Here is a 26,473-nt window from a genome sequence, read left to right as displayed (position 1 = left end):
CCCCGGCTCCGCGCCCCTGGTGCGGAGGCGTATTCGCCGTGGGCCCCTCCGAGACACACCGTCCCACCGGCGCCGACACCCCGGCCCGCTCCCCCGCCGGCGGGCGCGGCCCCCGCGCGCCGCCGCGGCTCGGATGCGACGGTTATCTCGACGTCAAGGTATCGAACGGTTATCTCGATATCAAGTTACCTGGGCGGGGCGCCGCCCTCGCGGACCGCCCCGCCCCCCGCTCAGGCCACCTGCGGGGCGACCTTCGCGGCCACCAGCTCCAGGTGGTCCAGGTCGGACAGGTCCAGGACCTGAAGGTACATCCGCTCGGCGCCGATCCCGGCGAACCGGCCGAGCTTCTCGACGACCTCCTCCGGGGTCCCGGCCAGCCCGTTGGCCTTCAGCTCGTCCACGTCCCGCCCGATCGCCCCGGCGCGCCGCGCCACCTCGGCGTCGTCCCGGCCGCAGCACAGCACCTGCGCCGCGGAGTAGACCATCGGCGCGGTGCGCCCGGAGGCCGCGACCGCGTCCCGGGTGCGCCCGAACGCCGCCGCCGTGTCCTCCACCGAGTTGAACGGCACGTTGTACTCGTCGGCGTGCGCCGCCGCCAGGCGCGGCGTGCGCTTGGGGCCGGTGCCGCCGATCAGCACCGGCGGGCGCGGCGCCTGCATCGGCTTGGGCAGCGCCGGGCCCTCGGTGAGCCGGTAGTGGCGCCCCTCATAGCGGAAGGACTCCCCCGGAGGGGTGGCCCACAGCCCGGTGATGACGTCGAGCTGCTCCTCGTACCGGTCGAAGCGCTCGCGCGCCGAGGCCGGGAACGGGATGCCGTAGGCGGAGTGCTCGGCCTCGTACCACCCGGCGCCGAAACCGAACTCCACCCGGCCGCCGCTCATCCGGTCGACCTGCGCCACGCTGATCGCCAGCGGGCCGGGGTGGCGGAACGTCGCCGCCGTCATCAGCGTGCCCAAGCGGATCCGGGAGGTCTCCCGGGCCAGTCCGGCCAGGGTGATCCAGGCGTCCGTGGGGCCGGGCAGGCCGTCCACGTCGCCCATCTTCAGGTAATGGTCGGAGCGGAAAAAAGCGTCGAACCGAAGCTCCTCGGCCGCCTTGGCGACCGTGAGCAGGGTGTCGTAGGAGGCCCCCTGCTGCGGCTCGGTGAAGATCCTCAAGCGCATACGCCCTATTGTTCCCCCCTTGTGGTCCCCCGAGTAACGCGCCGCGCGCCGCACCGGGTTCTCATCTGCCGTTCTCCTGGCCGTACCCGGCCACCCGCGGGCCCCCCGGAAACCCCCCGGCGCGCGAAGGGCGATAGCGGCGGAGAACACACCCCTACCCCTGACCGGGAGGACCACTGATGACTCTCACCCGACGACTCGTCTCCGCCGCCTCGGTGGCGGCGGCCTCGGCGGCCGTCCTGCTGTCCGCGGGCGGCGCCGCGGGCGGCGCCGCCCCGTCGCAGGCCCCGGAGGCCTGCGACGGCTTCCTCCGCATCGCGGAGGCCCCGGGGCCGGACGGGACCGCGGCCCCCGACGAGGACGCCCTCCGGCTCGTCGCCTGCGAGACCGAAGCGGCGCTCTCCGTGGACGGGGCCGACGGCACCGCCGAGTACGACTGCGTCGTGTTCACGGAGCCGACGGCGGAGCGCGCACCGGACGAGGGCGCCCTGGAAGCCCTCGAGGACCGCTGCGCGGAGCTCCAGCCCGCCGGGTAGCGCCCGGTCCGGTGCCGGGCGGTAGCCTCTCCCCGCCGAGGCCGAACCACCCGGCGCCCCGGCCGCGATAGGACCACCGTGAAGCTGTTCAGACGCGCGAAACACCCGCCCTCCTTCGACCCCGACGGCAGCGACGCCGCCCTCCTCGCGGCCGTCGCCGACGGGGCCACCGGAGCCCTGGAGGCCCTGCACCGCAGGCACGCCCCCTGGCTGCGGGCGCGGCTGCGCTACCGGTCCGCCGACCCGGACCTGGTCGACGCCGCGCTGCAGGAGACCTTCCTCGCGGTCTGGAAGAACGCCGGGGCCTTCACCCCCCGCAACGACGACGGGGACGCGGCCGCCTGGCTCTGGACCATCGCCATCCGCCAGCTCATCTCCCAGCTCCGGCGGCGCGCCAACCAGTGGATCGCCGACACCGACCCCGCCCCCTACGAGACCATCGGCGACGCTTCGGCGGAGGACCTGGTGCTCACCCGGGTCGAGCACGGCCCCCTCGGCCAGGCGCTCGACTCCCTCTCCCCCGAGCTGCGCACGGCCATACAGGCCACCGTGCTGGACGGGCTCACCGTGCGCGAGGCCGCCCAGCTCCTCGGCGTGCCCGAGGGCACCGTCAAGACCCGCGTCATGCGGGCCAAGGCCCGACTCCGGGAGCAGCTCGTATGACCTGGCACCTGACCCCGAGCCAACTGGACGCCTACGCACGCGGGCGCGCCGACGACATCGCCGTCATGTCGGCCGAGGCGCACCTGGTGCACTGCCCCGCCTGCCGGTCCGCGCTGCCCGCCGACGAGGCCTGGCTCCAGGCGAGCTGGGCCGAGCTGCTCGACGTCGTCGACCGGCCCCGCCGCGGCCCGCTGGAACAGGTGCTGACCGCCGCGGGCGTGGCCGAGGACAAGGCGCGCCTGCTGGCCGCCACCCCGCGGCTGTACCGGGCCTGGCTGGCGGCCACCGTCGCCGTCCTGGTCTGTGCCCTGTTCGCGGCGCACACCGTGCGCGGCGGCGCCCTGCTCTTCCTGTACCTGGCGCCGGTGCTGCCGCTGGCCGGGGTCGCCCTGGCCTACGGGCGCCGCGTGGACCCGGCGCACGCCTTCACCTCCACCACCCCCATGGGCGGCCAGCGGCTGCTGTTCCTGCGCTCGCTGGCGGTCCTGGTCCCGGCGGTGGCCCTGTGCGCGGGCGCGGCGCTGCTGCTCCCCTCCTTCGGCCCGGCCTGGGCGCCCGCCTCCTGGCTGCTGCCCTCGCTCACCCTGGTGGCCGCGTCGCTGGCGCTGACCCGGTGGATCCCGCTGGGCGCGTCCAGCGCCCTGCTCACCGGGGGCTGGATGGCCGCGCTCGCCGGGGCCGAGCTGGTGCGGACCTGGAACACGGTGCACCTGTTCGGGCCCACGGCCCAACTGCTGTGGGCGGTGGCCCTGGCCGCCCTGCTGGCCGCCCGCCCCTTGCTGCGGGGGGTGCGGGCATGACCGCGGCGGCGGACCGTCCGGACACGGCGGCGCGGACCGGCGACGGCACCGGCGGCCTGGTGAGCGCGCGCGGCCTGACCAAACGCTACGGGCTGCGCAGCGCGCTGGCCGGGATCGACCTGGACATCGGTCCGGGCGTGACCGGGCTGCTGGGCCGCAACGGCGCGGGCAAGACCACCCTGCTGCGCTGCCTGGCCACCGACCTGGACCCGGGCGGCGGGGAACTGGAGGTGCTGGGGTCCACCCCGCTGACCTCCGCCGGGCGCACCCGCATCCGGCGCGGCATCGGGCACCTGCCGCAGAACCCCGTGCTGTACCCGCACTTCACCGCCTTCTCCCTGGTCGACTACATCGCGGTGCTCAAGGAGCTGGGCGGGCGCCGGGCACGGCACGACGAGGTGCGCCGGGTGCTGGACGCGGTGGGCCTGTACGCCCGGCGGCACAGCCGGGTGCGGCGCCTGTCCGGGGGCATGCGCCAGCGCCTGGCGCTGGCCTGCGCCCTGTTGGGCGAGCCCCGGCTGCTGCTGCTCGACGAGCCCACCATCGGGCTCGACCCCGAGCAGCGCATCCGGTTCCGCGACCTGGTCTCGGAGTTCACCCGGGACCGCGGCGCCGTGCTGTCCACCCACCAGATCGAGGACGTGGGCGCGCTGTGCTCCCGGGTCCTGGTGCTGGACGCCGGGCGGCTGGTCTTCGACGGCTCCCCCGACGAGCTGACCGGGCACGCCCGCGGCCGCGTCTGGTCCGCGGCCAAGCGGCCCCGCGACGCCGCCACCGCCTGGCGCGGACCCGACGGGCGGTACCGGGTGCTCACCCCCGAGGCGGCCGACCCGCCCGCGGACGCGGGCGAGGCCCACCCGGTCGAGCCCACCCTGGAGGACGGCTACCTGCTGTTCACCGCGGAGCGCGCGTGAGGGCCCGGGCCGTCGCCGCGCTCACGCGGCTGGAGTTCTGGCGGATGCTGCGCAACCCGGTGCTGCTGGTCGCCGTGGGCTACGGCGCCTGGGAGCAGTGGTCGAGCCAGACCACCGCGGTCATGATGGACTGGGGCGCGGTCGTCGACAGCATGATCGACAACGCCCCCTACGCGGCGGCGGGCGCGTTCCTGGCCGCCTTCTTCCCCGGGTCGCGGGAGCGGCGCTACGGGGCCGACTCGGCCCTGCCCCTCTCCCCCCGGCTGCGGCTGGCCGCGCTGCTGGCGGCGGCGGTGGCCGTGGGCGCGCTCGCCCTGGTGCCGACCGGGGTGCTGGCGGCGCGCCCGTGGTCGGAGGCGGAGATCGCCGGGGTGCTCGACCCCGCGGCGCTGGCCATCCCGCCCGGGGTGGGGGCGGCGGCCGCGGCGGGCGGTGTGGCCGTGGGGATGTGGTTCCCCTCGTGGGCACTTCCGGCGCTGCTCATCGCCGTCGTGCCGGTGTACCGGCTGACCTGGGCGCTGGCGATCGAGCTGCCCGCGGTCCCGGGCCGGACCATGGTCGAGGGGGTGTTCCTGGTCGGCTGGGAGATGCTGATGCCCACCGGCTCCTACTCCCCGGGCCTGTGGAGCATGGTCCCCGGGCACCTGGGCTTCCTGGCGCTGCTGGCCTCCGTCGGGTGCGGGCTGGCCCTGATCCGCGCCGAGCGGCGCCGCAGCCGCGCGCGCCTGGCCGCCGTGGCGGCGACCGCGCTGTTCACCACCGGGGCGCTGGGCACCTACACCCTCATCGAGCGGATGGAGACCCGCGTCCGCGACACCCTGCTGGGCGGCGAGTGGACGGCCGCGGTCGGGCCGGTGCCCGACCGGGTGTGCGAGGAGCTCATCCTGGAGTACTGCGGGTACGCCACCTACGAGTCGTGGTTCCCCGTCTGGCAGCGGGCCGCCGAACCGGTAGCCGCGGCACTGCCCGAACGGGTGCGCGCGGACCTGCCGACCGTCCAGCAGAGCACCTACGCCGGTGAGACCACGGTCGGGCACGACGCGCAGATGCTGGAGAACGGCGTCGCCTACACGCCCGCGGCCTGGGAGACGGACGCGGAATGGGCCCGCACCGGGCTGGCCGAGGCCATCGCCCTGGCCGCGGTCGGCGCCCCCGAGCGCCTCCAGCGGGAGGAGTGCACCCTGGACGGGCAGGCGCGCCACCCGGTGGCGCTGTGGCTGATCGTGCAGGGCGCCGACGACGAGAAGGCGTCACTGGAGGAGTACCTGTCGCTGAGCCTCACCCGCCCTTCGGCCCGGGACGTGGCGACCGCCCTGGCCCTGCTGGAGCGCCCGGACGGCGCGGTCTCCGAGGCGCTCGCCCGGAACTGGGAGGAGCTGGTGGACCCGGCCACCCCGGTGGAGCGGGCGGGCGCCCTGCTGGGCGTCGAGGTGGCGCCGCGGCACATGGCCGAGGCGTCGGACATGGCGGGCAGGTCGTGGTTCGCGTTCGAGGAGGGCGGGGAGGCCGACGCGTGGGTCATGACCGAAGCGGTGCCGGAGTCCGGATCGGAGTTGGAGGTCGAGCTCATCCGGCCCGCCTCCTGCACGTGACCGTGGGCCCGCACCGGTGACCCGGCGCCGCGGATCCGCGGTCATCCGGTCACCGGTGACGGGCCGCCTGCCGTCCGCGTCGGCCCCCTCGCCGGACGTCACAAGGACCACCGCCCGGTTGGGGCCCCATTAGGAGGCCGCGCGTCTTCGGGAGGGCCGGGCCCACCGGACAAGGGTCGAGCGCACGCCCACCGGGGCGGGGATGGAACTCCGGACCGCGCGGGGTCAGGCCCCTCAGCCCGGGGCCAGCAGCTCGTCCAGTGCCGCCACCGTCGGGGCGCTGCTCAGGAAGACCAGCTCGTCCCCCGCGCGCAGCTCCGTCTCCGGGGACGGCGGGACCACCGCCCCCGCGCGCACCACCGCCACCAGGACGATGCCCTCGGGCAGGCGCGGCATCAGCGCGCCCGCCTGCCCGCCGACGAACGCCGACCCCTCCTCCAGGGTGAGCTCCAGCAGGTCCGTCTCCCCCGACGCCTGGGAGAACGCCTCCGCCCCGTCCGCGTCGCCGCCGTCCGCGCCGGGGCCGCCCGCGCCGTCCGCGGGCCCTTCGAGGAGCGACACCATCAGCCGCGGCGTGGACACCGCGGCGTCCACGCCCCAGGCGCCGGTGAACAGCCACTCGTCCCGCGGGTCGTTCACCCGGGCGATCACCCGCGGGACCCCGAACTCGGTCTTGGCCAGCAGCGAGAACACCAGGTTCACCTTGTCGTCGCCGCTGGCGGCGACCGCGGCGTCGAACTCGTCCAGCCGCGCGCTGTCCAGCGACGCCAGCTCGCACGCGTCGGCCAGCAGCCATTCGGCCCCCGGCAGGGCGTCCACGTCGATGGCCCGGGCGCTGCGGTCGATGAGCAGCACCTCGTGGCCCCCCGCGCACATCTCGGCGGCGATGGAGCGCCCCACCGCGCCCGCGCCCGCGATCGCGATCCGCATCCTCAGGACTCCTCTCCCGACAGGCGCTCCTGCACCGATTCGAGGTCGCCCACCCGCGCCAGCACGTGCAGCACGTCCCCGGCGTCCAGCGTCTCGTCCCCGCGGGGCAGCACCAGCTCCCCGCCGCGCACCAGGTAGGCCACGCGCAGCGGCAGGGCCGACTCCAGCTGCTCCACCCGTTTGCCGTACCAGCCGTGGGGCAGCGGCGCCTCGGTCATGGCCAGCGTGCCCGACGGGTCGCGCCACAGCGGCCCCAGGTCCAGGCCGTCGGAGCCGGGGACCAGCCGCCGCAGCACCGTCTCGGCCGTCCAGTGCACGGTTCCCACCGTGGGGATGCCCAACCGCTGGTAGACCTGCGCGCGCCGGGGGTCGTAGATGCGGGCCACCACGTGCCGCACGCCGAAGGTCTCCAGGGCCACGCGCGCGGCGATGATGTTGGAGTTGTCACCGCTGCTGACCGCGGCGAACGCCGAGGCGTCCTCGATGCCGGCCTTCACCAGCACGTCGCGGTCGTGCCCCAGGCCCTCCACGGCCGCGCCCGCCGTCCCGGGGCGCAGCCGCCGGAAGGCCTCGGGGTCGCGGTCGATCACGGCGACCGTGTGGCCCATGTCCTCCAGTGTGTGGGCGAGGGTGGACCCCACCCGCCCGCATCCCAGAATCACGATGTGCATGCCGGTGCCCTCTCCTGGCCTCGGTCCGGACGGGACTCAGGCGACGCTACACCCGCGCGGCCCGCGGTCTCGCGCGGCGCGCTCCCCGCGCCCGGTCGGCTAGAGTTGCCGCAGATGGGCGGTGGCTCCGATCCGGTCACCCGCGCGATGCCCGTACGATCCCCGCTCCCCGGAGGTGCCCTTACCGTGCCCGTTTCCGAAACCCGCAGCCGCGTCGGCTCCCGCATCCGCGTGCGCCTGGACGGCGGCGTCGCCCACGGCGGGTGGTGCGTGGGCCGCCACGACGAGCTGGTGGTCTTCGTGCGGCACGCGCTTCCCGGCGAGCTCGTGGTCGCCCGGGTCACCGAGGAGACCAAGCGGTTCCTGCGCGCCGAGGCGGTCGAGGTGCTGGAGGCCTCGCCGGACCGGGTGCAGGCGCCCTGCCCGTACGCCGGGCCGGGGCTGTGCGGCGGGTGCGACTGGCAGCACGCCTCGCTGGAGGCCCAGCGCCGGCTCAAGGGGCAGGTGGTCTCCGACCAGCTGCGCCGCATCGCCGGGATCGAGCGCGAGGTCACCGTGGAGGAGCTGCCCGGCGCGCCGGACGGCCTGGGCTGGCGCACCCGCGTGCGCTACGCGGTCGACGCGCAGGGCCGCGCGGGGCTGCGCCGCCACCGCTCCCACGAGATCGAGCCGATCGACTCCTGCCGCATCGCCCACCCCGAGGTGGAGGCGCTGGGCGTGACCCGGCTGCCCTGGCCCGGGGTGTCCGAGGTGGAGGCGGTGGCCTCCACGGGCGGCAACCGCGCCGTGATCGCGGCCCCGAGCGCCTCCCGCCTGCCCGAGCCGCCCCGCCCCGAGGCGTCGGCGGCGGTGCTGCGCCGTCTCAAGGGCGGCCGCACCCAGGCGATCCGCGGCAAGAAGGGCCTGCGCGAGGAGGCGGCCGGGCGCCAGTGGCGGGTGTCGGCGGGCGGCTTCTGGCAGGTGCACCCCGCGGCCGCCGACGCGCTGGTGGAGGCCGTGCTCGGGGCGCTGGAGCCCCAGGAGGGGCAGACCGCGCTGGACCTGTACTGCGGCGCGGGGCTGTTCGCCGGGGCGCTGGGCGAGGCGGTCGGCCTGGAGGGCCGCGTTCTCGGCGTCGAGGGCGGCCGCGAGGCGGTCCGGGACGCCCAGTACAACCTGCAGGACCTGCCGCACGTGCGCATCGAGGGCGGCGACGTCGAGGGCCGCCTGCGCGAGTGGGCCGACCTGCGCGCCGACATCGCCGTCCTGGACCCGCCGCGCGCGGGGGCCGGGCGCGACGTGGTGGAGGCGCTGGCGTCGATGCGCCTGGAGCGCGTGGCGTACGTGTCCTGCGACCCGGCCACCCTGGCGCGGGACCTGGCGACCTTCGAGCAGAACGGCTTCGAGTTGAAGGACCTGCGGGCCTTCGACGCCTTCCCCATGACCCACCACGTGGAGTGCATGGCGGTGCTGACCCGCAAGAGCAAGAAGTAGGCCCCGAAAAACGGATCGACGGGCGGGTGCCGCCCTGCAAGGGTGGGGCACCATGGCGCCCTCCACTCCGATTCCCCCGGCGGACCTGAGCCTGATGCAGCGGCTCGCCCAGCGGGTCACCGCCGTCCGGCCCGACCTCGTCAACAGCGACGCGTCCTACGGTGAGCTGGCCTGGAACCAGGCGGCACCGAACCCCGACGGCGCCCACCGGCACCGCGTCTGGTCCTCGGGAGGCGAACCGGTGGCCTGGGGCTGGGCCCGCCTGCCGCGCCGGGTCCGGTTGAGCGACGGGTCGGTGCGGGACGTCACCGGCGCCTCGCTCGCCTACCAGGTCCATCCCGACCACCCCGAACTGGTCGACGAGGTGGCCGAGTGGTTCGAGGGAACCGCGGCGGGCCTGGAGCGCTCGGTGGTGCCCGGCGCCGCCGACGGGTTCGCCCTGGAGCGGTGGGCCGCGCACGGCTACGGGACCGACCCGGCCGCGCTGGGCGACGCCGGGTCCTGGACGCAGCTCAACGAACGGGACCTCACCGGCGGCGTCGAACGGCCGCGCCTGCCGGACGGCCACCGGTTCCGCACCGCCGACGAGGCCGGCCCCGAGGCGGCCGTCCGGGCCCACGTGGACGCGTGGGCGCCCTCGGCGTACACGCTGGAGGCCTACGAGCGCGTCCGGAGCACCCCGGCCTACCGGGGCGACCTGCACGTCCTGGTGGAGGCGCCGGACGGGACGATGGCGGCCTCGGCGGTCATGTGGCTCGACGAGGCCAACGCCACCGCCGAGTTCGAGCCGGTCGGAACGCACCCGGCCTACCGGCGCAGAGGGCTGGGGCGGGCGGTGCTCCTGCACGGGATGCACCTGGCGCGGGCGGCGGGGGCCGAGCACATGACGGTCGCCTGCCTGGGCGCCCCCGGCCACCCGGCGGCGCGCGAACTGTACTACGGCGTCGGCTTCCGGCCCCTGTCCCGGGACGCACCGCTGCTCAAGCCCGCGGCCGGCTGAGCGGGACACCGGTAGGAAGACCACCGGGGTGCGGGGGTAGGCGACATCACATCCCTCCGCCGGAGACCGCCCCCGGCAGGTCCCGGGCGTCCCCGTCTCCACGGGCGCCGCCGCCGGGTCCGCCGCGGGCCCGGGGACCGTTGACGCCCTGTTGAGTTACCGGTAACAATCTCCGGGGTCCGGGCAGTGCCCCCGCTTCTCCTCTCCGTGCCCCCAGGGCTGCGCAGTGCCGCGCACCGACGCCACCGATCCACCGCGCCCTCACGCGAAAGGCCAGCCGTGCCGCGGGACATGCGTTCTCCCCACGACCGCCGCCCCCTCATCAGCGCCGTCCTCCCCTGCTACAACGAGGCCGACGTCCTGGACCGCACCCACGTGCGGCTCACCTCCGTCCTCTCCCGGCTCCTCTCCTACGACCACGAGATCGTCTACGTGGACGACGGCAGCACGGACGGCACGTGGGAGACCATGAGCCGCCTCGCCGAGCGGTCCCCCTCGGTCCGCGCCGTCAAGCTCAGCCGCAACTTCGGCCACCAGGCCGCCTGCCTGGCCGGGCTGCGCACGGCGGCGGGCGACGCGGTCGTGCTCATCGACGCCGACCTGCAGGACCCGCCCGAACTCATCCCGGAGATGGCCGCGCTGTGGCGGGAGGGCTGGTCCGTCGTCTCGGCCCGGCGCCGCAGCCGCGACGGCGAGACCGCCTTCAAGAAGGCGTCCGCCTACGCCTTCTACCGCCTGCTCAGCGCCGTGTCCGAGCACGACCCCGCCCTGGACACCGGCGACTTCCGCCTGCTCGACCGCCGGGTCGTCGCGCTGCTCACCGCCTCCCCCGACAAGAACCTCTACCTGCGCGGCCGCATCAGCGCCTACGGTCTGCCCGAGGCCCACCTGTCCTACGACCGGGACGCCCGCCAGGCCGGATCCACCAAGTACACCCTCCGCAAGATGGTCGCGCTGGCCCGGAGCGGCCTGCTCACCGGCTCCGCCGCCCCGCTGCGGCTGACCACCTGGCTGGGGGCGGCGGCGCTGGCCGGGGGCCTGGCCGCGGCGGCGGTCCGGCGCGACCCGCGGGTGCTGGCGCGCTCCGGCGCCTTCGGCGCCCAGGCCCTGGCCCTCGGGCTCGTCGGCGAGTACCTGCACGCGGTGCTCCGTCAGGTCCAGGACCGGCCCGACTACGTGGTCGAGCGGACGCTCGGCGGGAGCGCTCCCCCGGCCGCCGTCCTCCCCGGACACCCCCTCGGCGACCCCGGTACCGCCAAGCGGGCGGCGAACGGGGGTGCGGCGCTGTGACCGAGCTGGAGACCGCGTTCCGGCCCGCAGGGGAGCGCGCCGCCGACCCCGTGGACACCGTCATCGTCGGCGGCGGCTTCACCGGCCTGTCCGCCGCGCTCGAACTCGCCCTGCGCGGCCGCTCCGTGCGCGTCCTGGAGCGCGAGGAGCAGGTCGGCGGGCTCGCCGCGAGCTTCGACGTCGGGGACGGCCGGCGCCTGGAGCGCTTCTACCACCACTGGTTCTCCTCCGACACCGAGATGATCCGCCTGTGCGAGGGCCTGGGCATCGCCGGCCGCCTCGAAGCCCACGAGACGCGGACGGGCATGTACTACGCCAACTCCGTGTACCGGCTGTCCGCCCCGCTGGACGTGCTGCGCTTCGCCCCGCTGCCCCTGGCCGACCGCTTCCGGCTGGGGCTGCTCGCCCTGCGCGCCCGGCGCGTGCGCGACTGGCGCGAGCTGGAGTCGCGCACCGCCGAGGAGTGGCTGGTGGCGCTGGGCGGGCGGCGCGTCTACGAGGTCGTGTGGCGCCCGCTGCTGGAGGGCAAGTTCGGCGCCTACGCCGACCGGGTGGGCGCGACCTGGATGTGGACGAAGCTGAACCTGCGCGGCGGCAGCCGCACCCGCTCCGGCAAGGAGACCCTCTACTACATCCGGGGCGGCAGCGACGCGGTCCTCACCGCCCTGCGGCGGCGCCTGGAGAACCTCGGCGCCGACGTGCGCACCGGCACGACCGCCGACGCGGTCCGCATCCGGGAGGGGCGGGTCCGCGGGGTGAGCGCGGGCGGGGTGTTCCACCCGGCCCAGCATGTCCTGGCCACCACCGCGCCCGCACTGGCCGCGCGGCTGCTGGACCACCCCGGCGCCGACCACCCGGCCGTGCCCGAGCTGCTGCGGCGCTGGTCGGCCGTGGACTACCTGGGCAACATCTGCCTGGTCCTGGAGAACAACCGCCGCCTGTCCGAGACCTACTGGCTGAACGTCAACGACCCGGGCTTCCCCTACGTGGGGGTCATCGAGCACACCAACCTCGACCGGCCCGAGCGCTACGGCGGACGGCACGTCGTCTACCTGTCCAAGTACCTGCCGACCGACGCCGACCTGTACCGCATGGACGACGCGGAGGTCTTCGAGTACAGCCTCCCGCACATCCGGCGCATGTTCCCCGCCTTCGACCGGGACTGGGTGGACCGGTTCCACGTGTGGCGGGCCGACCACGCCCAGCCGGTGATCACCCCCGGCTACGGCCGCACCGCGCCCGCCGTGGAGTCGGCCGTGCCGGGGCTGTACCTGTGCGGCATGGCCCAGGTCTTCCCCGAGGACCGCGGCACCAACTACGCCGTCCGCGACGGCCGCCGGGCCGGACGCCTGATCGCCGACCGCCTCGCCACATCCGGGAGCGACGATGACTGAACCGACGACGTCCGCCCCGCCCCTGCCCTCCGCCTCGGAGCTGATCACCGTGGAACAGGCCGAGGCGATGGACACCGCGCGGGTGCACGAGCTGTACCGGGCCCACGTCAGCCGCAGCCAGGTCTCCCTCATCGGCACCTTCGGCTTCGGCCGCGACCTGGTCGACCACGCCGAGGGCGCCTGGATCCACCTGCGCGACGGCCGCCGCGTCCTCGACTTCACCGGCGGCGTGGGCGTGCTCAACCACGGCCACAACCACCCGCGCATCCTCGCGGCGCGCCGCCGGTTCCAGGAGCGGCGCCGCATGGAGGTGCACAAGAACTACCTGTCCCCCTACGTGGCCGCGCTCGGCCACAACCTCGCCGCGCTGCTCCCGGGCGACCTCAATGTCTGCTACTTCCCGAACTCCGGCGCCGAGGCCGTGGAGGGGGCCGTCAAGCTCGCCTACAAGTACCACGGCGGCCGCCGGGGGACGGTCCTGCACAGCGACATCGCCTTCCACGGCAAGCTCTTGGGCGCCGGAAGCCTGACCGCCTCGCCGGAGGTGCACTTCCCCTACCCGAGGATCCCCGGCACCGACGCCTTCGCCTACGGCGACACCGCCTCCTTCCTCACCGCCCTGGAGCGGCACACCGGCCCCCGCGGCGAGAGCGACGTCTACGCCGTCGTCTTGGAGCCGTTCAGCGCCTCCTCCCTGCGCGAGTGCTCCCCGGAGTTCCTGCACGAGGTGCGCAGCGCCTGCACCGAGCGCGGCATCGTGCTGGTCTTCGACGAGGTGTACACCGGCTGGGGCAAGACCGGGGCCCTCTTCCACTTCATGCACCACCCCGGGCTGGTGCCCGACGTCGTGGCGACCTCCAAGTCCTTCGGCGGCGGCAAGTCGTCGATCTCCGGGTACATCGCCCGTGAGCCGGTGTTCCGGGCCGCCTACGACAACCTCGCCGACGCCACCCTGCACAGCACCACCTACTACGGGTTCGGCGAGGAGACCGCCACCGCGATGGAGGCCGTCGCCGTCGCCGTGGAGGAGGACTTCCCCGGCCGGGCCCGCGAGCTCGGCGCGCGCCTGGAGTCCGGGCTCGCCCGGATCGCCCGGCGCCACCCCCGCCTCGTCCGCCGCGTCGCCGGGCGCGGCGCGCTGCACGGCGTGTTCCTCACGCCCGGTCCGCGCGTCCCCGACGCCTGGAGGCAGGTGCTGCCGTCGGCCGCCGGGGACCCCCAGGCGGTGTCGAAGCTGCTGACCGGCGCCGTGGTCGCGGCCCTGTACCGGGACCACGGCGTGCTCACCTTCTTCGGGTCCAACCGGCGCATCGCGCTGATCGTGTCCCCGCCCCTGGTGGCCGAGCCCGACGAGGCGGACCTGTTCCTCGGCGCCCTGGACGAGGTCCTGGCCCGGGGCCCCGCCCGCCTGCTGGCCGGGCTCGTCCGGGAGAAGGCCTCCTCGTGAGGGCCGCCCGGACCCTGGCCGCCTCCGGCCTCCCGGCCTGCTGGGGGCGCGTGTACGCGGCGATGCGGGACCGCCCGGCGCTGCGCAGGGCGGTCGTCCACACCGGCGGCAGCCTCGACCGCATGCCCCGCGCCTACCGGTGGGGGACCGCGGCGGCGCTGGCGGCGTTCCCCGCCGCGTTCTTCGCCGCGACCGGCCGCGGCCCGCGCCGGGCCACGCCCGAACAGACCCGTTCGGGCCTGCGCCGGCTGCGGTCGGTGCCCGGGTACGGGCAGGTGCTTCGGGCGACCACGGCGCTGGCGCTCTACGGGGCCTTGGACGGGGGCGCCCCGTGACGCGGCTCGGACGGGCCCCCCGCCCCGCGGCCGAGGTCGACTGCGACGCGCTGGTCGTGGGGTCGGGCGCGGGCGGCAGCGTGGCGGCGCTGGAACTCGCGCGGGCCGGCCGGTCGGTGACCGTCCTGGAGGAGGGGCCGCGGGTGGGCACGCGGGAGCTGGCCGAGGCGGACCCCGCCGCGTCGATGCGCCGCCTCTACCGGAACGCGGGCGCCACCGCCGTGTTCGGCACCCCCACCATCGCCTTCGGCGAGGCCTGCGCGGTCGGCGGGACCACCGTGGTGAACGGCGGCCTGCTGTGGGCGCCGCCGGACGCGGTCCTGCACCGGTGGGCCGCCCGGTCCGGCTACGGCGGCAACGGCCCCGCCGCCGTCGCCGCCCGGTTCGACGAGGTCCGCACCCGCTTGGGCATGACCGTCCAGGGGCACGGCGACGGAAACCGGGACTCGCGCCTGCTCGCCGAGGCCGCCGAGTCCCTGGGGTGGCGGTGGCAGCACCCCCAGAGGGCGGTCCGCGGGTGCCTGCACCGCAACCAGTGCGCCACCGGCTGCCCCACCGGGGCCAAGCAGAGCACCGCGCTGACCTACCTGCCGCAGGCCGAGGCCGAGGGGGCGCGGATCGTCCCGGGGACCCGCGCGGTGCGCATCGGGCACAGGGGGAGACGGGTGCGCTCCGTCGAGGCCGTCGAGGCCGCCACCGGCCGCCGTGTCCGCTACCGCCCCCGCACCGTGTTCCTCGCGGCGGGCCCCATCGGCACCCCCGTGCTGCTGCGGCGCAGCGGCATCCACACGCGCACCGCGGGCCGCCGCATCGAACTGCACCTCAACCTGCGCACCATCGCCCGGTTCCCCGACACCGTGGACGCCGCGCGCGGCACCATGTTCACCGCGCAGGTCCACGAGCACAGCGGTCTGGGCGTCCTGGTCATGCCGTCCAACCTGACGCCCGGAGGCCTGGGCGCGGCCCTGGCCTCCCGCGACCCGCGCCAGGTCGACGCCCTGCTCGCGGCGCAGGACCGGCTGGCCGTGTTCACCACGCAGGTCCGCATGCAGGGGCCCGCGGGCATCGTCTCGGCGGTCGGCGGGAGCCCGCTGCTCCGCCACGGGATGACCCGGGCCGACCACCACATGCTGCGGCTGGCCTTCCGCCGCACCGCGCGCCTGCTGTTCGCCGCGGGCGCCGTCGAACTGCTGCCGCCCACCGGCTCGGCGGGGCCGCTGAGGTCGGCGGCGGACGCCGAGGCGTACTGCGCGCGCGTGCGCCCGGGCGACTGGGAGCTGGTGTCCGTCCACGCCACGTCCGGGTGCCCGATGGCCCGGCCGGAGCGCGGCGGGGTGTGCGACGAGGCGGGCCGCGTCCACGGATGGAGCGGTCTGCACCTGTGCGACGCGAGCGTCCTGCCGGGAGCCCCGGGCGTCAGCCCGCAGGGCACGATCATGTCCTTCGCCCACGGGATCGTGGGCCGTCACCTGGAGGCGCGATGAGCGAACCCGCCACCCGCCCGCCGCGGCCGTCCGCCGCGGCGCGGCCCCTGTTCAGCCCGGCGGCCGTGGTCGCCTCCTGTGCCGGGTTCGTCCTCATCGGGGCCCTCCAGGCCCTGTACGGGCCGGCGATCCCGGGCCTCCGCCGCGAGTTCGACCTGGGGCCCGCGGCGGCCGGTCTGGGGCTGAGCGCGCACTTCGTCGGAGGCGTCGCCGGGGTGCTGCTGTTCGACGCGCTGCACCTGCGCCAGGGCAACCGGCGGGTGCTGGCGGTGTCCTACCTGCTGATGGCGGTGGGCGCCGCCGGGTTCGCCTGGGCGCCGACCTGGCCCGCCGCGCTGGCCATGGCGCTGCTGGCCGGGCTCGGCTTCGGCGGCGTCGACTACGGGCTGAACCGGCTGTTCACCGTCGGGTTCGGCGAGCGGTCCACGGCGATGCTCAACGTCCTCAACGCCCACTTCGGCATCGGCGCCATCCTCGGCCCGGCGGTGATCGGCGCGGTCGGCGCCGACCGCTACCCGGTCGTCTTCCTGGCGTTCGCGGCGGCCAACCTGCCGCTGCTGCTGTTCCTGCGCGGGGTCGGCGACCACGCGCCCGCACCCCCGGAGGCGGAGGCCGACGACGCGCGCGCCCGGGCCCGGCGGCGCAGCCTGGCGTCGGTGGTCGCGGTCTTCGTCGCGCTGTACGTGCTGCACGTGGGCATCGAGGCCGGGGTCGGCGGGTGGGAGCCCACGCATCTGGAGGCGGTCGGCTACACCGCCACCGCGGCGGCCACCGCCACCTCGGTGTACTGGCTGACGATGACGGTGGGCCGGTTCCTGGTGGCGCCGCTGGCCCTGCGCTTCACCCCGCAGGCCATCATCGGCTGGTCGTGCGCGGGGATGACGGTGTGCCTGCTGGCCGCGGCGGTGCCCGCGCTGGCCCCGTTCGCCTACGCCGGGGTGGGGCTGTTCATCGCGCCGATCTTCCCGACCGGCCTGACCTGGCTGTACAAGGCGGCGCCGCAGGCGCGGCGGGCCGGCGCCCTGGTGATCGCGGCGTCCATGGCCGGCGGCGTCGCCGCCGGGCCGACCCTGGGCCGGGCCATCGAGTGGTCCGGAGTGCAGGCCGTCCCGCTGATCCTCGGCGCGGTGTCCGGCCTGTGCCTGGCCGCCACGTTCTGGCTCCTGCGCGCCACCCGGCCCACGTGAGACGAGAGGACCCCCTCATGCCCGCGCTGACCACGACGGCCGACGGATTCCTCCTCCGCGGGGACCCGTTCCGGATCATCTCCGGTGCGCTCCACTACTTCCGCGTCCACCCGGACCAGTGGGCCGACCGCCTGCACAAGGCGCGGCTCATGGGTCTGAACACGGTCGAGACCTACATCCCCTGGAACCTCCACCAGCCCCGGTCCGGCGCGCCGCTCGGCCTCGACGGCATCCTCGACCTGCCGCGCTTCCTGCGGCTGGCCGCCGCCGAGGGCCTGCACGTGCTGCTCCGCCCCGGCCCCTACATCTGCGCCGAGTGGGACGGCGGCGGCCTGCCCGCCTGGCTGACCGCGGACGACGGCATCCGGCCGCGCAGCACCGACCCGCGCTTCACCGCCGCCGTCGACGCCTACCTCGACCTCCTCCTTCCCCCGCTGCTGCCGCACATGGCCGAGGCGGGCGGCCCCGTGATCGCGGTCCAGGTGGAGAACGAGTACGGCGCCTACGGCGAAGACACGGCCTATCTGGAGCACCTGGAGAAGGCGCTGCGCGGCCGCGGCGTCCGGGAACTGCTGTTCACCTGCGACCAGGCCGACCCCCGGCACCTGGCCGCCGGGGCCCTGCCCGGAGCCCTCGCCACCGGCACCTTCGGCGGCGGGGTCGAACGGGCCCTGGCCCGGATGCGCGACCACCGCGCCGAGGGCCCGCTGATGTGCGCCGAATTCTGGATCGGGTGGTTCGACCACTGGGGCGGCCCCCACCACGTACGGGACGCGGCCGACGCGGCGGCCGACCTCGACCGCCTGCTGTCGGCCGGGGCGTCGGTGAACATCTACATGTTCCACGGCGGAACCAACTTCGGCCTCACCAACGGGGCCAACCACGACCACGCCTATGCGGCCACCGTCACCTCCTACGACTACGACGCCCCGCTGACCGAGCACGGGGACCCCGGGCCCAAGTACCACGCCTTCCGCGAGGTGATCGCCCGCCACGCCCCTGTCCCGGACGGGCCCGCACCGGGACCCGCCGCCAAGCTCGCCCCCCGCGACGTCGTCCTGGACCGGTGCGCCCCGCTGTTCTCCGGGACCGCGTCGGCGGCGCCCTCCACCACCGTCGCGGCCGACCGCGCCCCCCTGCCGATGGACCGGCTGGACCCTCCTTCCGGGTTCGCGCTCTACCGGTCCGCGCTCCCGGCGGCGGGCGACGGGGTGCTCCGCTTCTCCGGAGGCGTCGGCGACCGCGCCCAGGTGTTCGTGGACGGCGCCCCTGCGGGGGTGCTGGAGCGCGAACGCGGCGAGGAGGCGCTGACCGTGTGGGTCCCCCGTGCCGGGGCCGCCCTGGACGTGCTGGTGGAGGACTTGGGCGGGACCAACTACGGGCCGCGCATCGGGGACCGCAAGGGCCTGCTCGGCCCCGTCGCGTTCGAGGGCGCACCCGTGGGGCCCTGGACCTGCCGCGCCCTGCCGCCGGACGTCCCGGAGCCGTCGGCCTTCGCGCCGACGGGGCGCACCACGGGCGTCGGCCCCGCCTTCCACCGCGGGACCTTCGAGGTGGAGGCCCCCGCCGACGCCTTCCTCGCCCTCCCGTCATGGACCAAGGGGCTGGCGTGGGTCAACGGGTTCGCGCTGGGCCGGTACTGGCGGCGTGGGCCCCAGCGGACCCTGTACGTCCCGGGCCCGGTGCTGCGGACCGGCGCGAACGACCTCGTCCTCTTCGAACTGCACGGCTCTGCCGGCCTGACGGCCCGCCTCACCGACGCCCCGGATCTCGGGCCGGAGGCGCACTGACGCACCGGCGGGCCCCGTGACCTCCCCTATCCTGTGGACTCGTGCCCCGGCGACCGCCGCCGGGGCCCTGAGGAGGAGGACGCACCCGCGATGACCGGAAGCGCGGCCGCCGGAACCCCCGCGCCCAAGGGGCGCAGCAGGCGCAGTTTCGCCGGGGCCCGGCCCCTCATGGACGACGTCGCGCGCATGGCCGGTGTGTCGAAGCAGACGGTCTCCCGCGTCCTCAACGGGAACCCCGCCGTGCGCCCGTCGACGCGCGAGGCCGTCACCGACGCCATCCGCACCCTCGGGTACCGGCCCAGCCGCAGCGCCCGCTCCCTGGCCAGCGGCAGGACCCGGATGCTCGGCGTGATCTCCTTCGACGCCGCGCGCTTCGGCCCGGCGTCGATCCTGGCCGCCGTCAACGCCGGCGCCCAAGAGGAGGGCTACCTCGTCAGCTCCATCGCCCTGGACTCCTCCGACACCGGCACCGTGGCCCGTACCGCCGGCCGGCTGGCGTCCGAGGGGGCCGAAGGGGTGATCGTGATCGCTCCCCAGGAGGAGGTCGGCGGCGCCCTCGGCCGGGCCGGTCTGGACGGGCCGGTCGTCGCCGTCGACAGCGACCCGGGGGACGGCGGTCCGTGGGTGATGGCGGATTCGGTGAGCGGCGCGCGCCTGGCGACCGAGCACCTGCTCGGGCTGGGGCACCGGACCGTCCACCACATCGCGGGGCCGACCGGGTGGGCCGCGGCCGAGCGGAGGGCCGCCGGATGGCGGGCGGCCCTGGAGGAGGCGGGGGCGCCGGTCCCCCCGCCGACGGCCGGGGACTGGAGCGCGGACTCCGGCTACGCGCTGGGGCGCCGCATCGCCGAGGACCCGGAGGCCACCGCCGTCTTCGCCTCCAACGACCAGATGGCGCTGGGGCTGCTGCGCGCCCTGTACGAGGCCGGCCGCCGGGTCCCGGAGGACGTCAGCGTGGTGGGCTGCGACGACATCCCCGAGGCCGCCCACTTCCTGCCGCCGTTGACGACGGTGCGCACGGACTTCGACGCCCTCGGCGCACGGGCTCTGCGCCTGCTCACGGAGCGCATCGACGGTGCCGACGGTGCCGACGGCTCAGACGGGCGGGCCGTGGGCCCCGTGGTGCTCCCGGTCGAGCTCGTCGTCCGCAGCAGCTCGGGGCGGCCCCGGACACGCTAGGCCCGCCCGGAGTTCCCACTCACCTGGCCACTCCCGTTGTTGATCTCGGGGAACTCGGGGTTAAAACGGACACCATAAGCCCGACTCTCCCGAGATCAACGGGAATCCGCGGTGCGCGGGGGGTCAGTCCCGCGTTGTTCGGCCGTCGGCGGGGCCCAGGCCCATGCCGTCCTCCATCGGGGTGCGGCCCCGGGCCAGGAGCCACACCATGGCGGCGAGCGCCGCGACCTGCAGCGGCCACCCCATGGCCACCTTCGCGATCCCCAGGAACGCGAACGTGTTCGCCACCTCGTACTTCTCGGCCGCCCACAGCGGCAGCTGCACCGCCACCCGGACCACGCACGGCAGCACCAGCAGCCACGTCAGGCGGGAGCTGAGGCGCACCACCGCGGCGTTGGCCCGCCACCCGGTCGGGTCACCGGTGACCGCGCCGATCAGCAGGCCCACCGCGGGCCAGCGGATCACGATGGTCAGCATCAGCACCGCCGCGTAGACCGCGTTGTAGATGATCCCCGGCAGCGCGAAGTCCTCGGCGTCCCCGCTGCGCAGGGCGAACACGGCGGCGATGGCGATGCCGAAGACGCTGTTGAAGACGAACTGGACCGACGAGCGCTGCGCCAGCCGCACCGCCCCCAGCACCAGGGCGGCGCCGATGCCCAGCCCCAGGGCGAGCTTCAGCTCCTGGGAGGCCAGGTAGGCGACGGTGAAGGTGAGGGTGGGGACCGCCGCCTCCACCATCCCGCGCTTGCCTCCGAGCGCCTTGGACAGCTGGGCGCGGACGACGGCCTCGACGGTGCCCTCGGAGACCGCGCCCTCGGAGACCGCGCCCTCGGAGCCCCCGGAGGCCTTCGGGGCGCCGGGCGGCCCCTCGCCGTCCCGGTCCTGCCCGGTGTCGTCAACCGCCCGGTGCTGCTCGGTCATACGGCTCCCGCCCGTCCAGCGAAACTCCTGCTCGTCGCCACCCCACCCTAGGGCAACGCGCGGCGCGAACGCCCGGGTTCCCGAACCCGATTCCCCCGGATCCCGCGTTCCCGGCCCCGCCCGCCGCACCCGCCGTCCCGGTGACAGCGGGCCGCCCGCCGCCTACTGTGGGCCGCAGACCACGTCCCGGCCGCCCTCCTGGAGGCAGCGCATGGCCCGCCGCGCCCCGCTCCACCCCGACCACCTCTCCTTCGCCCTCGCCCTCGACGCCCGCCTGCGCGGCACCTCGCGCGTCTGGTCCCCCTTCTCCGTCGGCGAGGCGCTGGGGACGGTGGCCACCGGGGCGCGCGGCCGCACCCGCTCGGAGCTGGAGGCGCTGCTGGGCAAGGGGCTCACCGCGCACCTGGACGCGCTGGTCGAGGCGCTGGAACCCGGCGCCGCCGGCACACCGGAGCTGGAGTCGGCCACCTCGCTGTGGGTGCGCGAGGAGCTCCGGGTCGACCCCGCCTTCGCCGAGCGCCTGGCCGGGCGCCGCTCGTCCTCGGTGCGCACCGCCGACTTCTCCGGGGACCCCGAGGGCGTGCGCAAGGCCGCCAACACCGAGGTCGCCGACCTCACCCGCGGCCTGATCCCCGAGCTGCTCCAGCCGGGCGACGTGCAGGCCTCGACCCAGGCCATGCTGCTCAACGCCCTGTGGACCCGCGTGGTCTGGGCGGAGCCGTTCGACCCCGGGAAGACCGCGCCCGCCCCCTTCCACGCACCGCGGGGCGCCTTCGACACCGCCATGATGCACCGCAGCGCCGACATGCCCTTCGCCCGCTCGGACGGTTGGGCCATGGCCACCCTGGCCGGCGGCGAGGAGCTGTTCCTGGACCTGCTGCTGCCCCCCGAGGACGCCGACGACGCCGACCAGGCGCCACTGCCCCCGATCCGCATCCTGGAACGCCTCTACGGCACGGCCAAGGACGCCCGGGTCCGGCTCGCCCTGCCGCGCTTCGAGATCACCGGGCGGGCCCTGCTGTCCTCGCCGCTGTCGGCGGCGGGCGCGCCGACCGTCTTCACCCCGGACAGCGACCTGTCGGGCATCGTCGACCGCCGCCTGCTCATCGACGAGGTGGTGCACCAGGCGCGCCTGCGCGTGGACGAGAAGGGCGCCGAGGGCGCCGCCGCGACGGCGGTCGTGATGCGGGTGGCCTCGTTGGCGCCGCCGCCCCGGCCCGAGGAGTTCACCGCCGACCGGCCCTTCTCCTTCGTCCTGCGCCGCCGCGGCGCGGCCCTGTTCATGGGCGGCATCACCAGCCCCGAGGACCCCGGCCCCGCCGAGGGCTGAGCCGGGCCTCGGCGGGAACGGAAGAGGCGCCCCGAGGGGCGCCTCTCCACGTCCGACGGAGCCTAGGCCTTGCGGGCCGCCCCGTCGGGCGCCGCCTTCTCGGCGCGCTTGGCCTGCTGGGCCTTGATCTGCTCCTGGATCTCCTTGGGCACGGTGATCCTCAGCATCTCCCGCGGCGGCACCGGGTCGTCGCCGCGCACCACCACGATCTTCTGGAAGACCTCTTCCACCTGGGCCATGACCTCGGGCTTGACCGCGCCCTCGCCGCGGATCACCCCGCGCAGCACCCACCGGGGACCGTCCACCCCGATGAACCGCATGGGCTGGCCGAGCTGGCGGCCCTCCTCGTCCTTCTTGCCCTGCACCGGCACGACCGCGCGCAGCTCCGGGCCGAACGCGCCGTCGAACGGCTCGACCTTGCCGCCCTGCTTGGTGATCTGCTCGACGAGCTCCTCGCGCATCTCGTCCCACAGGCCGCTGGTCTTGGGCGCGGCGAACGCCTGCACCTGCACCATGGAGGGGCCGTCGATCAGGCTCACCCCGATGATCCGGTTCTCCGGCGTCATGTCGAAGCGGATCTGGGTGCGCTCGCCCACCGGCACCCGCAGGCACCCCAGGTCGACCCTGGGGTACTCGGGCACGTCCTCAGAGGGGTCCCAGGGCCCGAGCACGCGGTGCCGGTCGGCCTCCTTCTCCGGCTCGTCGGCGGGAGCCGCACCCGCGGGGGACTCCTCCACCGCGTCGGCGCCGGTCTTCTCGCTCTTCTTGCGGCGTCCGAACACGCCTCACACCTCTCCCGTCATCTGTCCCCGGCCGCGAAACCGCCGGTGGACCCGAACCCGCCCCGGCCGCGCCGGGAGTCGGGAAGCTCGTCCGCCTCGGCGAACACCGCACGCTCGACCCGCTGCACCACCAGCTGCGCGATCCGGTCGCCGCGGGACAGCTTGACCGGTTCGCCCAGGTCGGTGTTGATCAGCGTCACCTTGATCTCGCCGCGGTACCCGGCGTCCACCGTGCCGGGGGCGTTGACCAGGGTGACACCGCACCGGGCGGCCAGCCCCGAGCGGGGGTGCACGAACGCGGCGTAGCCGTCCGGCAGCGCCAGGGCGATCCCGGTGCGCACGGTGGCGCGCTCACCGGGGCCGAGCCGCACGTCCTCGGCGCTGACCAGGTCGGCGCCGGCGTCGCCCGGATGGGCGTAGGAGGGCAGCGGGAGGTCGGGGTCGAGGCGGCGGACGGACACCGTCAGGGGTGCCCGTCCGCCGCGGCCGTCGGTCGTGGGGTCCTCGTTGCTCACATCCGCCGAGCCTACTCCGCGGCCGGGGGGAGGGTCACCTCCACGGAGAGCTCCTCGGCGTCGCTCTCCTCGAAGTCCAGGGCGGCGGCCCGACCCGCGGCGCGGATGTCGCCCTCGGCGACCCGGGCGCGGGCGACGTGCTTGCCGCGCACGGCCACCCGCTCCACCTCGGCGCGCATCGACAGCTTCGCCTCGGACTTGGACTTGCGCACCGCGCGCAGCACGGCGGAGGCGGCCTCCAGCACGGCCGGGTCGCCGTCGGCCGCGGCGGCGCGCACCCCGGCGGCCTGCGGCCACTCGGCGGCGTGCACCGAGCCCTCGCGCCACCAGGACCACACCTCTTCGGCGGTGAACGGCAGGAACGGCGCGAACAGGCGCTGGATCACCGACAGGGCCTGGAGCAGGGCGGCGCGGGCCGAGGCGCTCTCGGCGGTGCCCTCCTCGTAGGCGCGGGCCTTGACCAGCTCCAGGTAGTCGTCGCAGAACTCCCAGAAGAACCGCTCGGCCCGCTCCAGGGCCCGGGTGTGGTCGTAGGCCTCGAACGCGGCGGTGGCGTCCTCGACGACCTCGGCCAGCGCCGCCAGCATGGCCCGGTCCAGCGGCTGCGTGACCGCCTCGGGCCGGTCGGCGGCGTCCTCCCCGGCGACCGACAGCGCGAACTTGGTCGCGTTGAGGATCTTGATGCTCAGCCGGCGCCCGACCTTCATCTGCCCCTCGTCCAGGGCGGTGTCGGTGCCCAGGCGGCCGCTGGCCGCCCAGTACCGGATGGCGTCGGAGCTGTAGCGCTCCAGCAGGTCGAGCGGGGTGACGACGTTGCCCTTGGACTTGGACATCTTCTTGCGGTCCGGGTCGAGGATCCACCCGGAGATCGCCGCGGTGCGCCAGGGCAGGCACCCGTTCTCGAAGTCGGCCCGCACCACCGTGGAGAACAGCCAGGTGCGGATGATGTCCTGCCCCTGCGGGCGCAGGTCCATCGGGAAGACGCGGGAGAACAGGTCCTCGTCGCGCTCCCAGCCCCCGGCGATCTGCGGCGACAGCGACGAGGTGGCCCAGGTGTCCATGATGTCGGGGTCGCCGGTGAACCCGCCGGGCGCGTCGCGCTGCTCCTCGGTGTACCCGGCCGGGGCCTCGGAGCTGGGGTCGACCGGCAGGGCCGCCTCGTCCGGGACGAGGGGCGCGTCGTAGCGCGGGTTGCCGTCGCCGTCGAGCGGATACCAGACGGGGAAGGGCACGCCGAAGAACCGCTGGCGGCTGATGAGCCAGTCGCCGTTGAGGCCCTCGACCCAGTGCTCGTAGCGCGAGCGCATGTGGTCGGGGTGCCACTGCAGCTCCCGGCCGCGCGCCAGCAGGCGGTCGCGCACGTCGGCGTCGCGCCCGCCGTTGCGGATGTACCACTGGCGGGTGGTGACGACCTCGAGGGGCTTGTCGCCCTTCTCGTAGAACTTCACCGGCCGGGTGGTGGGGGTCGGCTCGCCGACCAGGTCGCCGGAGGCGCGCAGCATCTCCACCATGCGCTCGCGGGCGGTGTGCACCGTGGCCCCGGCCAGGCGGGCGTAGGCCTCGCGGGCGGCCGCGGAGTCGAGGCCCGGGGGCGGGTCGGAGATGATGCGCCCGTCCCATCCGACGATCGGCCGGGTCGCGAGCTGCAGCTCGCGCCACCAGGTGACGTCGGTGGTGTCGCCGAAGGTACAGATCATGGCGATGCCGGAGCCCTTGTCGGGCTCGGCCAGCCAGTGCGACTCCACCGGCACCTCCACCCCGAACACCGGGGAGGTGACGGTGCCGCCGAACAGGTCCTGGTAGCGCTCGTCGTCGGGGTGGGCGACCAGGGCGACGCAGGCCGCGATCAGCTCGGGGCGGGTGGTCTCGATGTGCACCGGGGTGCCGTCGGGGCGGTGGAAGGCCACCTTGTGGTAGGCGCCGGTGCGCTCCCGGTCCTCCAGCTCGGCCTGGGCGACGGCGGTGCGGAAGGTGACGTCCCACAGCGTGGGCGCCTCGGCCATGTAGGCCTCGCCGCGGGCGAGGTTGCGCAGGAACGCCCGCTGCGCGGCGGCGCGGGAGCCGTCGTCGATGGTGGCGTAGGTGTGGCTCCAGTCGACGCTCAGGCCCATGCGGCGCCACACGCCTTCGAAGACCTTCTCGTCCTCGGCGGTGAGCCGCTCGCACAGCTCGATGAAGTTGCGGCGGGAGACGGGGACCTGGCGCTTGGGGTCGGGCTTGGCCGGCGGGGTGAAGTCCGGGTCGTACGGGATCGACGGGTCGCAGCGCACGCCGTAGTAGTTCTGCACCCGGCGCTCGGTGGGCAGGCCGTTGTCGTCCCAGCCCATCGGGTAGAAGACCGACTTGCCGCGCATCCGCTGGTAGCGGGCGACCAGGTCGGTGTGGGTGTAGGAGAAGGCGTGGCCGATGTGCAGGGAACCCGAGACCGTCGGCGGAGGGGTGTCGATCGAGAAGATCTCGTCGCGGCTCTTGGTGCGGTCGAAGCGGTAGACGCCGGACTCGTCCCAGGCGTCTACCCACTTCGCCTCGATACCGTCGAGCGAGGGCTTGTCAGGCACGCGGAAGGAACGAGAGCGGTTGGTCATGGGGCAATGGTATTGGTTCTGCGGCCCTGCTCGCTCCCGGTTTCCGGTGCCCCGGAGGCGATGTGGGGCGACCCGCCCCCGCCCGGCGGCGGCGGCCGGGCGGCGCGTGGAAGGATGGGCCCCGAGGACGGTGTCCAGCCGCACCGAAACGACCGATGGAGAGCGACCGGTACCCATATGGCTAAGAAAGACGGTGACATCCCGGCGCAGATCGTCGGCGGCGTCGCGGCGCTCGCGGCCGGCTTCGCCGCCCGCAAGGCGCTGACCTTCGCCTGGACCCAGGCGACCGGCAAGGAGCCGCCGACCGACCCCGAGTCCCTCGACGTCGGCCTGGGCGAGGCCCTGGGCTGGGCGGTGCTGACCGGCGTCGGCATGGAGGTGGCCCGCGTCCTGGCGGTGCGCGCCACCCACAAGCGGATGATGCCCCGCGAGGCCCGTGAGGCCCTCGAGGGGGCGTGACCGGCAGGGATCAGAGAGGCGCTCCCGCCTGCT

The 26,473-nt window shown here is 75.4% G+C and carries 24 protein-coding genes; 17 read left to right on the top strand and 7 right to left on the bottom strand.

Annotated features, from left to right (window positions below; translation table 11 throughout):
* Positions 1 to 230 precede the first annotated feature (230 nt).
* Positions 231 to 1,163 carry an LLM class F420-dependent oxidoreductase gene (locus O4U47_RS21665; protein ID WP_270679758.1) on the bottom strand — a complete coding sequence of 311 codons (933 nt, stop codon included), beginning with the start codon at positions 1,161 to 1,163 and terminating at the stop codon, positions 231 to 233.
* A 179-nt stretch (positions 1,164 to 1,342) separates the two neighbouring features.
* On the opposite strand from O4U47_RS21665, the gene O4U47_RS21660 reads away from it, so the two are divergent.
* From O4U47_RS21660 to O4U47_RS21640, 5 genes are all read left to right on the top strand, one after another.
* Complete coding sequence (locus O4U47_RS21660; protein ID WP_270679757.1) at positions 1,343 to 1,699, top strand: hypothetical protein; 357 nt, start codon at positions 1,343 to 1,345, stop codon at positions 1,697 to 1,699.
* 78 nt (positions 1,700 to 1,777) lie between these two features.
* Positions 1,778 to 2,362, top strand: coding sequence for an RNA polymerase sigma factor (locus O4U47_RS21655; RefSeq protein ID WP_270679756.1), 585 nt, complete (start codon positions 1,778 to 1,780; stop codon positions 2,360 to 2,362).
* Entirely contained in the window at positions 2,359 to 3,162 is an 804-nt protein-coding gene (locus tag O4U47_RS21650) for a zf-HC2 domain-containing protein (RefSeq protein WP_270679755.1), read from the top strand. Before O4U47_RS21655 ends, O4U47_RS21650 begins: the two co-directional genes overlap by 4 nt.
* Positions 3,159 to 4,076, top strand: coding sequence for an ATP-binding cassette domain-containing protein (locus O4U47_RS21645; protein WP_270679754.1), 918 nt, complete (start codon positions 3,159 to 3,161; stop codon positions 4,074 to 4,076). The genes O4U47_RS21650 and O4U47_RS21645 overlap by 4 nt, the downstream gene beginning before the upstream one ends.
* A complete protein-coding gene (locus tag O4U47_RS21640; RefSeq protein WP_270679753.1) occupies positions 4,073 to 5,668 on the top strand; it encodes a hypothetical protein in 1,596 nt (531 codons plus the stop codon). Before O4U47_RS21645 ends, O4U47_RS21640 begins: the two co-directional genes overlap by 4 nt.
* Positions 5,669 to 5,902: 234 nt before the next feature.
* Here the strand turns inward: O4U47_RS21640 and O4U47_RS21635 are convergent, their stop codons facing one another.
* Positions 5,903 to 6,598 (bottom strand): potassium channel family protein, encoded by a 696-nt coding sequence (locus tag O4U47_RS21635; RefSeq protein ID WP_270679752.1) that lies wholly within the window; start codon positions 6,596 to 6,598, stop codon positions 5,903 to 5,905.
* Between the two features lie 2 nt (positions 6,599 to 6,600).
* Positions 6,601 to 7,269: a potassium channel family protein gene (locus tag O4U47_RS21630; protein WP_270679751.1), complete on the bottom strand. Its 669-nt coding sequence runs from the start codon at positions 7,267 to 7,269 to the stop codon at positions 6,601 to 6,603.
* 231 nt (positions 7,270 to 7,500) lie between these two features.
* Here O4U47_RS21630 and O4U47_RS21625 point away from each other — a divergent pair, with 231 nt between their 5' ends.
* The 10 genes from O4U47_RS21625 to O4U47_RS21580 all read left to right on the top strand — a co-directional run bounded on the left by O4U47_RS21625 (position 7,501) and on the right by O4U47_RS21580 (position 19,848).
* A complete protein-coding gene (locus tag O4U47_RS21625; protein ID WP_408639009.1) occupies positions 7,501 to 8,742 on the top strand; it encodes a class I SAM-dependent RNA methyltransferase in 1,242 nt (413 codons plus the stop codon).
* 52 nt (positions 8,743 to 8,794) lie between these two features.
* Positions 8,795 to 9,742, top strand: a complete 948-nt coding sequence (locus O4U47_RS21620) for a GNAT family N-acetyltransferase (protein ID WP_270679750.1) — start codon at positions 8,795 to 8,797, stop codon at positions 9,740 to 9,742.
* 291 nt (positions 9,743 to 10,033) lie between these two features.
* Positions 10,034 to 11,032, top strand: coding sequence for a glycosyltransferase family 2 protein (locus O4U47_RS21615; protein ID WP_270679749.1), 999 nt, complete (start codon positions 10,034 to 10,036; stop codon positions 11,030 to 11,032).
* On the top strand, positions 11,029 to 12,426 hold the full coding sequence (locus tag O4U47_RS21610; RefSeq protein ID WP_270679748.1) for an NAD(P)/FAD-dependent oxidoreductase: 1,398 nt from the start codon (positions 11,029 to 11,031) through the stop codon (positions 12,424 to 12,426). Before O4U47_RS21615 ends, O4U47_RS21610 begins: the two co-directional genes overlap by 4 nt.
* A complete protein-coding gene (locus tag O4U47_RS21605) occupies positions 12,419 to 13,873 on the top strand; it encodes an aspartate aminotransferase family protein (RefSeq protein ID WP_270679747.1) in 1,455 nt (484 codons plus the stop codon). The genes O4U47_RS21610 and O4U47_RS21605 overlap by 8 nt, the downstream gene beginning before the upstream one ends.
* Entirely contained in the window at positions 13,870 to 14,208 is a 339-nt protein-coding gene (locus O4U47_RS21600; protein ID WP_270679746.1) for a hypothetical protein, read from the top strand. The genes O4U47_RS21605 and O4U47_RS21600 overlap by 4 nt, the downstream gene beginning before the upstream one ends.
* Positions 14,205 to 15,692: a GMC family oxidoreductase gene (locus tag O4U47_RS21595; protein ID WP_270679745.1), complete on the top strand. Its 1,488-nt coding sequence runs from the start codon at positions 14,205 to 14,207 to the stop codon at positions 15,690 to 15,692. The genes O4U47_RS21600 and O4U47_RS21595 overlap by 4 nt, the downstream gene beginning before the upstream one ends.
* The gene (locus O4U47_RS21590) at positions 15,689 to 16,879 is read left to right on the top strand and encodes an MFS transporter (protein ID WP_270679744.1); all 1,191 of its coding nucleotides are present in this window, start codon (positions 15,689 to 15,691) and stop codon (positions 16,877 to 16,879) included. Before O4U47_RS21595 ends, O4U47_RS21590 begins: the two co-directional genes overlap by 4 nt.
* A gap of 17 nt (positions 16,880 to 16,896) precedes the next feature.
* Positions 16,897 to 18,669 (top strand): glycoside hydrolase family 35 protein, encoded by a 1,773-nt coding sequence (locus tag O4U47_RS21585; RefSeq protein WP_270679743.1) that lies wholly within the window; start codon positions 16,897 to 16,899, stop codon positions 18,667 to 18,669.
* Positions 18,670 to 18,759: 90 nt separating this feature from the next.
* Positions 18,760 to 19,848 carry a LacI family DNA-binding transcriptional regulator gene (locus O4U47_RS21580; protein ID WP_270679742.1) on the top strand — a complete coding sequence of 363 codons (1,089 nt, stop codon included), beginning with the start codon at positions 18,760 to 18,762 and terminating at the stop codon, positions 19,846 to 19,848.
* Between the two features lie 123 nt (positions 19,849 to 19,971).
* Here the strand turns inward: O4U47_RS21580 and O4U47_RS21575 are convergent, their stop codons facing one another.
* Entirely contained in the window at positions 19,972 to 20,769 is a 798-nt protein-coding gene (locus O4U47_RS21575; RefSeq protein WP_270679741.1) for a DUF3159 domain-containing protein, read from the bottom strand.
* Between the two features lie 211 nt (positions 20,770 to 20,980).
* On the opposite strand from O4U47_RS21575, the gene O4U47_RS21570 reads away from it, so the two are divergent.
* A complete protein-coding gene (locus O4U47_RS21570; RefSeq protein WP_270679740.1) occupies positions 20,981 to 22,099 on the top strand; it encodes a serpin family protein in 1,119 nt (372 codons plus the stop codon).
* 62 nt (positions 22,100 to 22,161) lie between these two features.
* Here the strand turns inward: O4U47_RS21570 and O4U47_RS21565 are convergent, their stop codons facing one another.
* The 3 genes from O4U47_RS21565 to valS are packed head-to-tail and all read right to left on the bottom strand — an operon-like array spanning position 22,162 to position 25,981.
* The gene (locus O4U47_RS21565; protein ID WP_270679739.1) at positions 22,162 to 22,881 is read right to left on the bottom strand and encodes a DUF3710 domain-containing protein; all 720 of its coding nucleotides are present in this window, start codon (positions 22,879 to 22,881) and stop codon (positions 22,162 to 22,164) included.
* 17 nt (positions 22,882 to 22,898) lie between these two features.
* Positions 22,899 to 23,396: a dUTP diphosphatase gene (dut, locus tag O4U47_RS21560; RefSeq protein WP_270679738.1), complete on the bottom strand. Its 498-nt coding sequence runs from the start codon at positions 23,394 to 23,396 to the stop codon at positions 22,899 to 22,901.
* 11 nt (positions 23,397 to 23,407) lie between these two features.
* Positions 23,408 to 25,981, bottom strand: coding sequence for a valine--tRNA ligase (gene valS / locus O4U47_RS21555; RefSeq protein ID WP_270679737.1), 2,574 nt, complete (start codon positions 25,979 to 25,981; stop codon positions 23,408 to 23,410).
* Between the two features lie 177 nt (positions 25,982 to 26,158).
* Between valS and O4U47_RS21550 the strand changes: the two genes are divergently transcribed.
* The gene (locus O4U47_RS21550; RefSeq protein ID WP_270679736.1) at positions 26,159 to 26,440 is read left to right on the top strand and encodes a DUF4235 domain-containing protein; all 282 of its coding nucleotides are present in this window, start codon (positions 26,159 to 26,161) and stop codon (positions 26,438 to 26,440) included.
* Positions 26,441 to 26,473 lie beyond the last annotated feature (33 nt).

Source organism: Nocardiopsis suaedae, from assembly GCF_027706745.1.
In the GTDB taxonomy this organism is placed as follows: Bacteria; Actinomycetota; Actinomycetes; order Streptosporangiales; family Streptosporangiaceae; genus Nocardiopsis_A; species Nocardiopsis_A suaedae.
The sequence above is the reverse complement of the archived record's forward strand: the minus strand, read 5'-3'. Positions and strand labels throughout refer to the sequence as shown.